Genomic DNA, 15036 nt, shown 5'->3' with positions numbered 1-15036 from the left:
TGGCCCTAAGGCGCGCTCTGCTCGATATGAGGTGAGATTCCGAATTGCCTGCGATACAGCTTTGAAAAATGACCGGCAGAGGAAAAGCCGCATGCGACGGCGACGTCGATCACGCTCATATGGGTCTGTTGCAACAGCACGCGTGCTCTGTCCAACCGCAGGTTCGTCATGTAGGTTTTTGGTGTACATCCCAGATAACGCGCAAACAAACGCTCCAGCTGGCGCGTAGATATTCCAACTTGTTGCGCAAGCATGGATGTAGGGAGAGGATCTTCAAGACTGTCCTGGATAACCGCCACCGCCTTTGAGAGCTTTTCGTTCCTGTGTTGCAATCGACATCGGTCAGTCATTGTTTGACGGCTGTCGCCCGGTCGCACCGACGCGCACAGCAGGTCGTCCGCAACACGGTTCGAAATCGCCGTACCCGCTGTTTGCCGAATTAAGGCTAGAAACAGATCAAGCGTCGCAGCCCCACCGGCGCTGGACAGGAAATTGGCTTCCTCTTCATAGATTGTGCAGACAGGGTCCAGTTTCAGGAAGGTTTCCTCAAAAACCGGCTGCAAGCGCCAATGCGCGCAGATCTTGCCTTTTTGCGCCAATCCTATGAGGGCCAGGTAAAGTGCTCCCCCACCTAAGCCGCAAAGCCGAGCCCCCTGCCGTGCGGCCTTTCGAAGCCAGGCATTGATCTTTTCTGATGTTGGCGTTTTCTGGGTGTCGATGGAGGCGCATACGACTATGCAATCGCCGTTTTGGACCGCTGGCAATGCGCCCTCAACCGCGATGTTCATACCCGCTGATGACACCACTGGGGCGCCGTCTTCGCTGACAATCTGCCAACGGAATAAAATTTGCTCTGCCGCTTTGTTGGCGGCCGCCAATGCGTCAACGCCAGAGCCCAGATCAAGTGCCGAAAACCCCGGCATGGCCAGGAAGATGAAGCGCTTCAGTTCAACCGGGCAACCCTGGCTTACTTTGAACTCTGAATCGAAGTGCCCCATCCTGATCATCCTGCCTTGCGGAAACGTTTCAGTTCCGTTGATGTGCGGGACCGTCAGTCGCCACCCAGCTCTTTTACTGCCGCCAGAAGCCGGGCAATTTCCTGTTCTGTGTTGTAGTGGCAAAACGAAATGCGGATACAGTCCGGCAGACCCAGCGGTGTCAGAACATTGCCCGAATAGTGGTCTGCCTTGCGCGTATGGGTGCGGATGCCTTGCTGATTCAGCACTTCAACCACGTCTTCCGAGGCTTTGTCTTTCACCACGATAGAAACCAACCCCTCGCGCGCCGGGTTTTCTGCCCCCGCCAAAATGGTCACGTGATCCATATCGCGCAGTCCCGGCAGGTTGCCTGTGCCGTTGATCGCGGTGTTGGTCAGATGCGTTTCATAGGCGTGAATAGCGTGACCTGCGGCCTCGATCCGCTTGCGAGGATCGCTTTCATCCGAAACTTCGCCACCCAGCCAATCGAAATACGAAACCACGTCCGATACTGTCGCGTAAGACCCGGTGTCGCGGGTACCGAACTCCCACCCTGTGGCGGGTGCGTCGATCAGCATATCATGCGGCAGCGCGCTTAGCTTGTCAGAGATCCAGGCAATGCCATAGCCATGGCGCGAGAAAACTTTGTAGGGCGAGATCGCGTAGCCATCGACATTATAAGCGTCCAGGTCCAGTTGTCCGTGTGCCGCGTGCTGGATGCCATCAACAACAATCAAACAGTCCGGCGCAACCGCCCGAATGGCCGCAGAAATTGCAGCGACATCCATACCCATGCCCGTAACGGGTGACGCATGCAGGATCGTCGCCACGGCCACATCCGGGGTCATAAGTGCGGCATAGTCCTGAGGTGTTACCAGACCTGTTCCATTGTCATGAGGCACATTCACATAGTCCAGACCTGCGATCTCAGCCCAACGTCGCGCGGCACTGCGGGTGGCGGGGTGTTCGATGGACGACCCGATTACCTTGGACCCTTTTGGCGCGGCCAGGCAGGCCGTGCGGATCATGCGGAACAACAGTTCCGTCCCGCTTTCCCCGGCAAAGAACTGACCAGACGAGGCGTTCATGAACACGGCCAGATCTTGCTTGGCCTTGTTGATGACGCCCTGGGTGCCCTGCCCCGCTGGGTTGATACGGCCCGGATTGTCCGGGATCGCTGCATAAAAGGCCGAGGTTTCCGCGACTGATTTCAGCGTCAACGCACCACCTGCGTTCTCGAAAAAGATCCGTTCACCTTGAAACGGGCAGGAATCGACATGCGCGAACCGGTTACGGATTGCTTCGATGAGGGCGGGATTGTCTTGGATCATTGTTCAGTCCTGTAAGTTTTCAAAGCGCGCGGCTCACGATCGTGCGGCAAAGCTCGGCCACCGCGATATGGCTTTGGCGTGGGAAACCGTCGACACTGTCATCGACGATACCGTGAGTTGAGTTGATCAGGCCGCTGGCGACCATCGTATCTAGCAATAGGGCCTCTCGGTCTGGTGTATGCAGCAATTTCGCGTCACTCGCACGAGCGGCCATAGCTGCGGCAATTGCAGTGCAGCCCCAGTTGGAACAAGCGGCTGTCACCAGCACATCACAGCTGGTCACTGCCCCAATGCCACCGCCGCAACCGCATTGGCACTTATCTCCGTACGGTACGTGTGCCTTGACGTGGTCGGCGACTTTGCCCATGCCGATCTCGTTGCCGCCATCTCCGACTGCGACAACAGGGATACCGCGCTCCAAAGCCAGATCGAACAGGAAATCAACACGAGCGCGGCCCATTCCATAGTCGATACCGCGCATGGAATGATAAACACCGAATTCATTGCGCCCCACCCGTTCTGTCGAGAACAGAAGATCGGGTTTCAGGTCTGCCAGCAGCGTTTCTGCCTGCGCCTGCCCGCCCGCGTCATCGGTCGCGTATGGCAACATGACAATCGTGGCGAGGCTTTTGTCAGCCTTGGCAATCGCCGCCTGCTCCAACGTCACCGGAAACAACCCCGCTGCCTGACAGGTGTTGCGAATTGCGGGCAGCAGAGTTTCTTCGCACAACATCACGCAGGTCACGTTCCGCGCCAGCACCAAAGCCCTTGCAATCGCCGCCGCACCCGAGGGGCCATCGTTTTCGCCCAAATCCGGCGTGATCCAAGCGCGCGAGACCGAACCGGTGGTCAACACAACCGTCCCACCCTCGGGCACCGCCATCAGTGCATCCGCTGCCGCACCGATCAGCGAGCGACCTTCCAGTGCACGTGCGGCCTCGAACAGGTGCTCGACGCCACGCTCGCCCATGTCGATGTTCACCAACTGGTCCAGCCGGTTGTCCAGCCGGGTGATCAGAGTCGTATCGGCCATTCACGTGTCTCCAAACAGTGTTGCCGCGAACCATGTCTTGTCGTTCAAATGCTGCGCCGTCTGGCGCATTGCCGACATCAAACAGTCAGCCACCGCCACTGCGCCTCCGGCGCGGGCCACGGCACCGGATGTTGGTTTCAACCGGATCGAAACACGCCCGCCGGGTTGACCATGTGTATTGACCGTCACAATGCCTTTGTCACGCAACATCAACATACCAATCACGGCCGTAACTTCGGCAGGGACGACATTGACCTTTTCGAATCCAGCCATGCCAAGAACGATTTCCATCGCGTCTTGTTCGTCAATTTTCGGGCCCAGCGCTGATCGCGTTACCTGACCTTTCCCCAATGCGGCTTCCAACGCATCGGCCAGGTCTTGCCCATCCTGTGCCTCTTGCAGCAACAGGTCCGGAGTGAACCCCTGTAAGCTGCGCATCGCACCGACGGCAACGGGCGCGCGGGCCTCCATCCCTAATTCGCTGGCTTTGGCCTGCACGGGGACCAACACAACCGGGTCGCCACAAAGAACTCCAGCACGCGGACCGGACAAACCTGCCTTGTCCGCATTAGTGATGACCAGATCGGCCCCAAAGGAAAGCGACGCCCCACCGCCATGCAGAACAGGGCGGAACCGCGCCCCGTAAGCGTCGTCAAGGAACGTGACGCAGCCCGCATTTTTGCCTGCCGCCACCGCGTCGCGGATCAGGTCATCGCTCAGCATGGACAGCTCTGAAGTGACAGGCGTGATCACAAACAACGCAGGGCTGTCCTCGGCTAACGCCTGTTGGACAGACTCCAGATCGTGAACTTCACGGACCTGCACATTGGCCAGCCGCGCTCCGCGCAGAACCGAGGCATGGCTCCGGTCACCTTTTGCAACCAACGACAACACCGGCTTGCCTGCGGAATGGGCCAATACAGTAGCAACGATCCCGGCGCTTGTACGGTTCACCACCGCTGCAACTTCGTGCCCCTGCCCACCCATATGCGCGATTGCGGCTTGGCGCAGTTCTTCGCCAAAAAGGCCGGGACCAATCCATTCTTCGCACAGCAGGCTCAGATCGTCCGGCGTCGCTGGGTAGAACCGCAGGTTCCCGGTACAAATGGCGATCTTGTCGATACCTTCGCGTGCCACGAAATCTGCAGCAACGCGACCCGCCTGCGTCAGCCTGCGCACCTCATCCGCTGAACCTTGCAACAGCGACCCCCGGGCATATCCCACACCCGGGTCAATGGCATTGCCAAAGCGATCCGTGCTCACGCGCCACCCTCGATGTTGATGGTGACACATTTGCGGTAAGTATAGGCCTCAAGCGCGCCTTCGATCGAGTATTCGCTGCCCATGCCCGATTGCTTGGTGCCGCCATAAGACATACCGGGAATTTGCCCGCCGCCCTGATTGACCTGTATCCAACCCGCATCGATGGCACGCGTCAGGCGCGTGATGCGGCTGACATCATGAGTGAATAGAAACGCGGCCAGCCCGTAATGGGTGTCATTGGCCATGGCGATGACTTCTTCTTCCGTCTCGAAGGGGATGGCGACCATGACCGGGCCGAACACCTCTTCCCGCGCGATGCGCCAATTGTTGTCGACACCGGTGATGATGGTCGGTTTGGGACAGAAGCCAGCCGGGTCCTCAGCCGGAGTTTCCCCGATCAGGAAAGTGGCCCCTTCGGCTTCGGCTTCGGCCACATAGGCACGGATCTCGCCATAGCGTTCAGCGTTCACGACCGCCCCCATATCTACATCCGGATCCAGCGCGTCGCCCACATTCAGTGCGGCGGATTTCTCGGCAACCTTGGGCATCAGCTCGTCCCAGATATCCTTATGCACAAACAGCCGCGAACCCGCAGTGCAGCTTTGACCCTGACGGGCAAAGCGCATGGCATTCGCCACCTGCTGCGCCGTGCTGTCCAGACGACCATCGGCAATGGCATCTGGGAAAACGATTGTCGGGGATTTACCGCCCAGTTCCAGCGTCAGCTTGGCGATGCGATCAGCCGTGGCCTTGCCAATCAGTTTGCCAACCTCGCTTGAACCGGTAAAGGACACCTTGTCGATACCCGGATGTGAAGCAAGCGCTGCACCTGCTTCTTCACCCAGCCCCGTCACAACATTGAAGACCCCCGGCGGAAACAGACCATCCGCTAGTTCAGCCAGCTTCAGGATCGCCAGCGGTGCGTCTTCGGCCGGTTTCAGCACCAGACAATTCCCGGTTGCCAATGCCATCGAAATCTTCACCGCCCCCAACTGCAAAGGAGAGTTCCAGGGGATGATCGACCCGACAACCCCATGCGGTTCGCGTGTGGAATAGCTCAGTAATCCAGGCCCAAGCGGCAGAGTCTCGCCTTTCTGCTCAACCGCCACGCCGCCGTAATATTTGAGAACACCAGCGGCACCCATCGCCTCGCCCCGCGATTGCGTCTTGATGGCGTTACCGGACTCTGCCGCCAAGACACGGGCCACCTCTTCAGCGTTTTCTTCTAGGCGACGTCCGAGTTCGGTGAGCAGTTTTCCACGCTCACTCGCTGCCAAGGCGCGCCACGCTGGCAACGCGGCACGGGCGGCGGCGACGGCCAAGTCGACCTCGGCCGACGTGCCGCGACCGACTTCGCAGATCGGCGCACGGCGCGAGGGGTTTTCGATCTCGAGCCGCCCTTCAGGCCAATGCCAAGCCCCGTTGATATAGTTTCCAGCCAAACCCGCATCGGGCAGTTTCGGTTCCAGCGGTGTTGTCATCCCTGTTCTCCTTGGCAGGCTGGGGCAATTCAAAATAAGGCGCGCCGCCGAAAGTTGGGAGAGCCGGCGGCGCAGAGATCAGGCGAGAGCAAATGCCCAACCTCAATAACGTAATTAGATTTTGGCGCGCACCACAGCCCAGGCATCGTCCAATGCGCCTTTGAACCGCTCTGTTGCGATGTCGATCTCGTCTTCATTGATGATCAGCGGCGGCATAAAGCTCATTCGATCACCGATTGCTCGCAGATAGAGACCCCGATCATGGGCAAAGTTCTGCACAAGTTCACCGACTTTCCAAGAGGGATCGAACGGCTCGCGGGTTTTTGCCTCCTTCATCAACTCAAAGCCGCAGAACAGACCAACACCGCGCACTTCGGCCACTAGAGGGTGGTCGGCCATGGCGTGGCATTTTTCAATGAACCGGGTCGAGACCTTGCGAACGTGGCCCACCAGATCAATCTCATCATAGATGTCCAGTGCCTCAAGCCCAACAGCCGCCCCAACAGGGTGGCCTGCGTAGGTGTAGCCATGCCCGAAGGTGCCGACCTCATCCGAGTTTTTCATCATGTCGGCATACATCTCGTCCTTGAACATCAGGGCAGAGATTGGGAAAAACGCTGCCGAAAGCGCTTTGGCGCAAGAGATCATGTCAGGCTCCAGCCCCCAGGTCTGGGATCCCCACATATTGCCGGTTCGACCAAAGCCGCAGACCACCTCGTCAGCCAAGAACTTAATGTCATACTTGCGCAGAACTGCCTGCATTTCCTTCCAATAGCCTTCAGGTGGCATCAGCGCGCCGCCACCGGAAATGGCGGGCTCGGCGAAGAAAGCTGCAACAGTTTCAGGACCTTCCGCCAATATAAGCTCCTCGAATTTTGCAGCCATCCGGGCCGAGAACTCCTCTTCGCTCTCACCGTCTATGTGGAAGCGGTAATAGTTCGGCAGCTCGGTATGTTTGAATTCGGGCAGCGGCAGACCGAACTTGGCGTGCATATGTGGCTGACCCGACAGCGAAACCGTGGCGATTGTATTGCCGTGGTAACCCCGCACCCGCCCTATGATCTTGCGGCGGTTCGGCTCGCCTTTGGCGGTGTTGGTGTACCACAACAGTTTGATTGCGGTGTCATTCGCCTCGGACCCCGAACACTGGAACATCACCCGGTCCATATCAACCGGCGCCATTCCAATCAGACGCTCACCCAACTCCGCAACCCGTGGATGTGAACGATTGTAGAATGTGGGCGCAAAAGGCAGCACATCCATTTGCCGCTTTGCCGCGTTTGACAGACGTTCGTTGTGGTAACCCAGCGACACGCACCCCAGCCCGGAAAAACCATCGATGATCTCGCGCCCTTCGCTGTCATAGATGAAAACCCCCTTACCATGAGTGATCATCGTCGGGCCGTTCTCGGCATGTTGGCGCAGATTCGACTGAGGATGGACGTGATGGGCCTTGTCCTGTTCGATCGCGCGTCGGGCGTCAACGTTCATGGGGGATGCTCCAAAAGAAAACCTGGCGGGACTTCACCTTGTTATTGACTGAATTTCAATTTCGAAGTTTTTTGGTTTTTGTGAATTTTTTTCAGGCTAGAAACACATGAAACCGCTGCTTGACCTGCGCCACCTGCAACTGATCCAAGCCATCAACGAAACGGGTCGGATCACCGATGCCGCCAAGAAACTGGGGGTGACGCCATCGGCCCTTTCGCACCGTCTGCGCGAGGCCGAGCGCCGCCTTGACGTGCCCCTTTTCACCCGAATGCACAAGAAACTGCGTCGCACACCGGCGGCGGACTATATGGCAATCGTGGCCGAACGCATCCTGACCGACCTTAGCCGTGCAGAAGAAGACGTGCGGCGCATGAACGCCAACGTCCAGCATGTGGTGCGTCTGTCGGTCGAAGCTTACAGCAACTATCGCTGGTTGCCTTCTTTCATCAAATATATGAAATCGCGCACCGACGGGATCGATATCCAGATCATGGCGGGCGCACGTAGCGATCCGCTGACCGGTCTTTTGAACCGGCATCTGGACATTGCGATTACTTCGGGCACGGTTTCGCAAGCGGGGCTCAGCAGCATCAAACTGTTCGATGACCCCCTGCTTTACATTATGCCACCGTCGCACCGACTGGCCGAGCGTGCGTATGTCGAAGGCTCTGACATCGTGGGGGAACCCTTTATCACTTATACAAAGATCCCAGAACCCGACCGGGAGTTTGCATTGCTGTTCCGCCCGACGGACAGTTACCCGAAATGGGCTGCAACCGTTGAACTGCCCGAGGCAATTGTCGAGTTGGTCGCCTCGGATCTGGGCACAAGCGTGCTGTCCAACTGGGCGTTGCAATCCGCGCTGAAAGAAGGTCGCATCGTTGGCGCGCAGGTCACTCAAGATGGCATTACTGTTCCCTGGCATGCCGTTTTGCGTTCTGAGGATTTGGAGGAAGGTGATCCGATTCATCAGATCGCAGAATTGTTGTCTGAATGGTGCGGCTTACCGGGCTGTGGGTTTCACATAACCTGAACCCTAAGGTCAAAGTCTGGCTAAACCGCAGCTACAGGATTGTTCCAGGCGCAGACATGAGAGGTTTTTCGTTTTTCAGGTGGCGGTCTATCAGTTTCCGCTGTTGCTTGCCCGTAGGTATGAACCCGGCAGGCTCTGGCAACACGTCTGTCTGCGTCAGTTCCGGGAAAAGCGCGATGATCTCTTCCCGTGCCGCGTCGCTGATCGCTTTCAGCGCTTCGGGTCCGGTAAACAAACTCTCAGACGGTGTGCCTTCCGCGAAGACAATCTCGTGTCGATCAAACAGTAAATGGAAATACTCGACCTCCCGAACCGACGTGTCCACGTAAATCCCCGGAAGGCTTGTCAACTTGATTGCCGGGACAAGAACCTCTGAGACACCGAACATGCGGCTGGCAATGGTCGAGCAAACCAGCATTCGGTGTTGCCGGGACACCAACAAATCCCGCTGCGGAAACCCATTTCCAAGCGAACCGGCCAGAATTCGAACCGGGTAAAGTTTGGAATTGGTCCCCAGCTCTGCCTCTTCAACACGCCGCCTGCCGATCCACCGTAACGGCTGTGGGCCATGGTCCCGCGTTAGAACAAGGTCCGACAGCGTGATCTGTTCGATTTGCTTTGGTCCGGTTGTCGTTGCGATCCACGTGGACCGGGTAAAGCACGGCACAAGTGTGTTTTCGTTGATCGGCGGGCGGCCCCCAGATCCCGGGCCTTCTGCTGCCGAGATAACCTCAAGCGGTACCCCGCGCGGTGGGAAAGAGCCTACAAAGGCCAGACCTTCGGTGGTTCCGAACGAAGGAGACGAGCTGACAATGTTGACACCAAGTACCTGATAGGTTTGACCGGTGCTGTTGTCGCGCAGCGTAATGACGTATTCGGCCTCAATACGCGTTCCATCGGAATAGGTGGTGCCATCAAAAACCTGATCACCGTTTAAACGCTGGTTCCCGTCATTGTCGTCAAAATTGACGTCTGATCCACCGTCTGACACGTTCAGATCGGTCAATGGGCCAGTGCCGATTGTTATGAACTCGCCGACAAGATTTGACCCGTCACCCTGACTGAAGCCACTCAGGCTTTCACCCCCGGTGATCGAGATCTGGCTGGCACCCAATGCATGTACGATATAGTCGGCCATGTGCCTGCTATTCCTGTTCAGCCCTCGTATACAGGCTAATGGATATGCGGACCCTTGCAAACATATCCACAGGGCGATCCTTAACGAGTGTTACCTATTGGTCGTTGTTGCGCCTGACGCCGAGAGGAACGCGGTGATCATTACGCCTTATCTGACCTGCTGCTGGCCAGCACAGAGCGCAGCGCTTCGGCGGCGGCCTCCAGATCAGCGCAGACTATGACACCGATTTTGGTCAATCGGTCAGAGACATCCACTGGCAGGCTTGTATTGCTGCCGTCGGGTACTTCATTCAACCGGCCACCAATTAAAACCGGCACGTCAAGCCCGGCTTCTTTCAGCTTGTGCAGCAGGGATTTGGAATAGCGCAGCGCCACGCCATTATAGGTACTTAGTGCGATGGCGTCGGCAGAGCTTTGCCTGACCAATGCCACTACATCATCCGGGTCGGTGGAGACGCCTCCATCTTCAACTTCAAAACCTGCTTTGGTGAACACCAGATCCAGAAGCAATTTTCCATGTTCGTGCACATCGGTAGTAGCCGTCAGAATACGCGCGGGCGATTCAGCCAGACAGGTCATCGCCTGACCGGCGTCAGATGCCAGAAAGCGCGCCGCTTCTTCCTCTAGTTCGCGATATGTTGTGGCACTTACGATAGGAATTCTGCGCCGCGGTGCATCGGGCCTTTGCGCGCCTCCGCCAAAGGTCTGTTCCAAGGCGCGCCCACCGATGCGGCGCAAAGCCAACAGCATCTGGAACGGATCGTTAGTGTCGATGCCACCTTGCCACAATCCCGCAAGAACCCGATCTGCAAAACGATGACCCTCTCGCAAGAGCGTGTTGCTGATCCGGTCAATCTCGGCCGTGTCAAACAGCGGCAGATACCCCTCTGCCAACTCGGTCAATCTGCGCAGATGACATTGCGCGTCGCAGATCTCGGTCACGTCGGGGATGCGTTCATTCTCACTCACCGGAACCGGATTCAAAGCGTGCCCGCTTGGGCGCAGCCGCTGCGCCACAATGTCGGGCAAAAGATATGAGGACAGCCCCGCATAGTTTTCAGCATGTGATCCCTTGTACAGCACCGTTGCACCGTAAATCTGCGATCCCGGCACTCCATCACTGATCTGTGCCAAAGCATGTTGAAAGGCCATTCGCGTCAAAGGTTCAGTGAAATGGTGGCCATAACACACTGCGTAAGGCGCACCGATCAGCCCCGTCACAATGTGTTTTTCAAGCAGCGCCTGACCCAGAACCGACGTCAGATCCTCGAAAACCGCAGCATACCCGTCGTCCAGATTGGAGTGCACCAATACCGGCACCGGCTGAGCGGCAATCAGACCAAGCGCCTGAACCGTCGCTTGTGTGGTCTCTACGTCATTATCGTATTCCGGAAGACGAAACGTGAAATACTGCCCCAGATTGCCGATCGTCGTGGCCCCGGCCGCCAGCGCTGCGCATGTGTTTTCAAGGGCTGCCGGAAAACCCAGCATGAAATCACCAAAGTGCATTGCCGCTGGGCTGGCCTGTGTCAGACTTGCAAAGGCATCTGCGTCATTCAAAATGACCCCGGTCCCGCGGGTTTTTTCCGTTCGTTGATGTCTTGGAAATCCCATCGACCAATCCAGACACATGCCGAACCGATCAACCCGCGCACCACGTCCGAGGCAACTGTCGTAAACCCTTTGGATGGCATCGACGCTATGTGACAAATCGCGAAACCCCAGATGTGCGTGCTGCATCACCTGCCCGGATTGGATCATCGCCTTTTTATAGTCAATTTCGTTCCTATAGCCGGTCGACGCATGAAACGCGCTTGTGCCAACTTTCCAGTTCGACACCATTTTTTTGCCAGCGTTCAACAGATCTGCACCACTGATCAAACCCTGCTCTGGAAGCAGCGTCGCTCTGTCGATTCTCAGGTTTGGTTCGCTCATTTCGCCACAATGGCCAATCCAAGGCTGCAGGCAAGGCCATTTCAAACGTTAATCCAAGCGTGTCCTGGTTTGGATTGGGAACACGCCTAGACACTTTCCCAAGGGAAACTGTCGAGCCGCTCAATCCCTGTTTCGGTCACCAGAACTTGCGTTTCCAGTTTCACGCTTTCCGACCCGTTTTCGCCGACAAGGCTTTCGACACAAACGACCATCCCCGGTTCAATAAATCCAGACATGGCCGTCTCATCGAAATCTATGTGCAAAGGGATGACGGGCCATTCATCCGCCATACCCACGCCATGCACACCAAGCGAATACCGATAATCGACATGCCGATCCGGGATACGCCAGCTTTTTTCGTTGAACTCAGCATAGCTCATACCTGGCTTCAGCACGTCAAGGTTATGGTTGATCTGCTCTAAAGCCGTCGCATAGATCCGCCGCTGCGTATCTGTCATGGGCGTGTACCCGCAAGTCCAGCTGCGGCTGAGGTCCGCGCAATAGCCATAAGGACCGACCATATCCGTATCGAACGAGATCATTTCCCCCGATTGGCAAGCCCGATCCGAACACTCCTTGTACCAAGGGTTGGTATTCGGCCCACAGGTCAAAAGCTTGGTTTCAAGCCAATCACCGCCCGAACGCGCGTTTTCAAAATGCAGATGACCCCAAAGCTCGCGCTCGGTCACGCCCGGCACCGAATGATCATATATGCGCGCCATCCCGGCTTCGCAGACCCGAATGGTCCAGCGCATCAACTCGATTTCCTCAGGGGATTTGATCGACCGGGCGCGTTCCGTCAATTCGGCCCCTTCGACATAGGTTAACCCTCGCTCCTGCAGCGCGTGTAATCCCGGGCCATCCAGCTTGTCTGCCGCAAAGCGCTTGTTGCCACCCCCATGCTGACCGAGCACATCGGCTATTTCATCGGCCCAGGTTTCGACCCCGGCGGAGGCTTTGTCGCCCTTGGTCATAAACATCCACGACACAGCAGTTCGGATTTCGTCTATTCCCGGCAGGCCTTCGTTCAAATGTTCGCAGCCTTTGAACTCCCACAGGATCGCAGGACCACCTGCCAGGATCATCGCATACCGGACCGGATTGTGGCTGGTCCATACCTGCATATTCGAGCTGTCGAACGCATACCGAACGTTGATCGGGTCATAAAGCAACAAGCCTGCCACATCATGCTCTGCCATTTGTTCGCGCAACCGTGTCAACCGATAGGCGCGGGCCTTGTCCAACGTGGTTTGTGATACCGGGCTGATCAGCGGCTTGTCCGCCCCGTCGCTGTTCAAATATGTCAGCTTGCGGTCATCTTTGAAGGCGTTGCGCGCCCGCGTCATGACACGGATCGACCATAAAAACCGATTTGTTCCTCAGCCGAGAAAGCGACGCCTGGTGTCTCGTAGAAGGAAAAAATCGCGATCACGCGTTCCGTGTCGCCTTTTACCGGCACCACGCGGTGCGGTGTGTTCACCCCGCAAAAAACGTTCAGCGCACCCGGCGCAGGCATGATCCGTTTGATTTCCGGATCCTTGCCAGCCAGAACAGCGGCCACGCCTTCATAGTTCTGGTCATCCGGTGTGCGCAGATCCTTGCGATACTCAAGCTCACCACCCACCTCCGGCGCTTGAAGCAGGATCGTCGTGGTGAACTCCGAGCGGTCGAAATGCCAGTTCAACCCCTCACCATCCCGCGTCGCCTGCACGTTTACTCGGGCCATCGGGTCGTCCATTTGGTAAAGCCGTTCCTTGCCCATAGTTTCGGCCAAAAAGTCTGCGAAGGGCTGCCATTCATACACTTCGATCACGGGGTTACCCTCTAGCTGATCGGCACAGAGCGTGTGATTGACCGTCTGCGATTTGATCATCGCGGGGTGATTGTCATCGATACCGGGCATTTCGTCTTTGAAGTAGACATTGTGTTTGCGCGCATGCCGGAACGAGGCCGTTTCCATAGCGGGTTTCGCCTTGTCTGCCGCCTGCTGCGCAACCCCGGGTCTGAAAAACCCCGGCAGATTAAACATGCCATCAGAAGCCAGATCTGCCCGGCACTTTTCTACCAACTTCGCGTAATCTGGACTGTCAGGCCGATCCAACGGGTAAGTTTCAAGATCAAGCAGATGATTCATGGCGTCCTCCTTTACAGCATTGAAATTCAATCTATGACAAAGACAACCAGAAAAATTATTGGGTATCATAAGATTTACTATGGGCTACAGTGACTCCCTTCCGCCTCTGACAGCGTTACGGGCCTTCGAAGCCGCCGCACGATGCGGCAGCTTCGTGTTGGCCGGGAAAGAACTGGGCGTCAGTTCCGCCGCCGTCAGCCTGCAGATCAAAACGCTCGAGGATCACCTGGGTAAAAGACTGTTTGTCAGAAAGGGCAATCGGATTTCACTGACGGATGCAGGTGAAATGATGTACCCCAAACTCGCGCGCGCGTTTGAGGAAATGTCTGACGCAGCCCGTATTGTGCAAAACGCGACACGTCCCCGTCAATTGGTGATCAGCGTGCTACCGGCATTGGCAGAGCTTTGGTTTCTACCCAAGGCAGTCACATTTGCCGAAGAAACCGGAATACCGCTTGATATCCGCGTGCAGGAAGACCCAATCGATTTTGAGCGTGAAGCCATCGACATTCGCCTGACCTATGGCTCGACACTCTATCCAGGCTACCGGGAAGCAAGCCTGTTTTGGGATGTAGCGATACCGGTCTGCGCCCCTTCGTTCCAAGAGGCATATCCGAACATGGATGAATCCTTGTCTCATATCCCCGACAGCAAGCTCATTCACAACAAATGGGGGCCCAGTTATGCCAGCGAACCACTCTGGTCGGATTGGAGACAGCAGGCCGGATCTGATGCGACGCAATTTTCTCACGCAGGTTTAACGATCAACGATCTGACGCTTGCCATCTCTGCCGCAAAAAGAGGAGTTGGCATCGCCCTGGTTCCATCCGTTTTGGCAAAAGCTTATCTCGCATCCGGATTGCTCGTGGCGCCTTCGCGGCATGCCCTGAAAATGAAAAAGGACTACGTTTGCGTGATGCCGCATGCTCGATCCGAAACCTCTGCCATCCGCCAATTCAGTGCGCACCTCTCGCTTGAGTGGGATTGAGAGAACAACCGACCGCAACGAAACACCCGAAAACACAGCGCCGCAGCGTTCTTGCAATTGGATGGACGGCGAGGCGCTTTGCAGGGTGCCGCACTCGTAAATTCTTTTGATGCGAGACAACAGGACCCTGCTAATCTGTCCAAAATCGCCCTGTCGCAGATCTCTGTCTATTTTGGGGAAATGGCGAATGAAGTACTGACACTTTCAGATTAGAGGCGAACTTTATTGATTTA

The 15036-nt window shown here is 56.7% G+C and carries 12 protein-coding genes; 2 read left to right on the top strand and 10 right to left on the bottom strand.

Translation table 11 applies throughout. The features are described 5' to 3' along the window. Positions 1-5: 5 nt before the first annotated feature. The 6 genes from ACXADZ_RS21470 to ACXADZ_RS21445 all read right to left on the bottom strand — a co-directional run bounded on the left by ACXADZ_RS21470 (position 6) and on the right by ACXADZ_RS21445 (position 7576). Positions 6-998, bottom strand: coding sequence for a GlxA family transcriptional regulator (locus ACXADZ_RS21470; protein WP_475199782.1), 993 nt, complete (start codon positions 996-998; stop codon positions 6-8). 53 nt (positions 999-1051) lie between these two features. Beyond that, positions 1052-2308, bottom strand: a complete 1257-nt coding sequence (locus tag ACXADZ_RS21465; RefSeq protein WP_475199780.1) for an aminotransferase class V-fold PLP-dependent enzyme — start codon at positions 2306-2308, stop codon at positions 1052-1054. Between the two features lie 19 nt (positions 2309-2327). Then, entirely contained in the window at positions 2328-3341 is a 1014-nt protein-coding gene (locus ACXADZ_RS21460) for a glutamate cyclase domain-containing protein (protein WP_475199777.1), read from the bottom strand. Further along, complete coding sequence (locus tag ACXADZ_RS21455) at positions 3342-4604, bottom strand: PLP-dependent aminotransferase family protein (RefSeq protein WP_475199774.1); 1263 nt, start codon at positions 4602-4604, stop codon at positions 3342-3344. After that, on the bottom strand, positions 4601-6085 hold the full coding sequence (locus tag ACXADZ_RS21450; RefSeq protein WP_475199772.1) for an aldehyde dehydrogenase family protein: 1485 nt from the start codon (positions 6083-6085) through the stop codon (positions 4601-4603). The genes ACXADZ_RS21455 and ACXADZ_RS21450 overlap by 4 nt, the downstream gene beginning before the upstream one ends. A gap of 114 nt (positions 6086-6199) precedes the next feature. Next, positions 6200-7576, bottom strand: coding sequence for an aminotransferase (locus ACXADZ_RS21445; protein ID WP_475199769.1), 1377 nt, complete (start codon positions 7574-7576; stop codon positions 6200-6202). A gap of 106 nt (positions 7577-7682) precedes the next feature. Between ACXADZ_RS21445 and ACXADZ_RS21440 the strand changes: the two genes are divergently transcribed. After that, a complete protein-coding gene (locus ACXADZ_RS21440; RefSeq protein ID WP_171187624.1) occupies positions 7683-8609 on the top strand; it encodes a LysR family transcriptional regulator in 927 nt (308 codons plus the stop codon). A gap of 31 nt (positions 8610-8640) precedes the next feature. Here ACXADZ_RS21440 and ACXADZ_RS21435 read toward each other — a convergent pair whose 3' ends face one another. The 4 genes from ACXADZ_RS21435 to ACXADZ_RS21420 all read right to left on the bottom strand — a co-directional run bounded on the left by ACXADZ_RS21435 (position 8641) and on the right by ACXADZ_RS21420 (position 13815). Continuing rightward, complete coding sequence (locus tag ACXADZ_RS21435; RefSeq protein WP_475199766.1) at positions 8641-9747, bottom strand: Hint domain-containing protein; 1107 nt, start codon at positions 9745-9747, stop codon at positions 8641-8643. A 140-nt stretch (positions 9748-9887) separates the two neighbouring features. Then, positions 9888-11681, bottom strand: coding sequence for a cobalamin B12-binding domain-containing protein (locus ACXADZ_RS21430; RefSeq protein ID WP_475199764.1), 1794 nt, complete (start codon positions 11679-11681; stop codon positions 9888-9890). 86 nt (positions 11682-11767) lie between these two features. Beyond that, the gene (locus ACXADZ_RS21425) at positions 11768-13027 is read right to left on the bottom strand and encodes a M24 family metallopeptidase (RefSeq protein WP_475199763.1); all 1260 of its coding nucleotides are present in this window, start codon (positions 13025-13027) and stop codon (positions 11768-11770) included. Then, positions 13024-13815: a 2OG-Fe(II) oxygenase family protein gene (locus tag ACXADZ_RS21420; protein WP_475199761.1), complete on the bottom strand. Its 792-nt coding sequence runs from the start codon at positions 13813-13815 to the stop codon at positions 13024-13026. The genes ACXADZ_RS21425 and ACXADZ_RS21420 overlap by 4 nt, the downstream gene beginning before the upstream one ends. Before the next feature lie 79 nt (positions 13816-13894). On the opposite strand from ACXADZ_RS21420, the gene ACXADZ_RS21415 reads away from it, so the two are divergent. Next, positions 13895-14803 carry a LysR family transcriptional regulator gene (locus ACXADZ_RS21415; RefSeq protein WP_475199759.1) on the top strand — a complete coding sequence of 303 codons (909 nt, stop codon included), beginning with the start codon at positions 13895-13897 and terminating at the stop codon, positions 14801-14803. The last annotated feature ends 233 nt before the right edge of the window (positions 14804-15036 follow it).

The organism is Ruegeria sp. ABM4_193, from assembly GCF_056158705.1.
The sequence above is the reverse complement of the archived record's forward strand: the minus strand, read 5'-3'. Positions and strand labels throughout refer to the sequence as shown.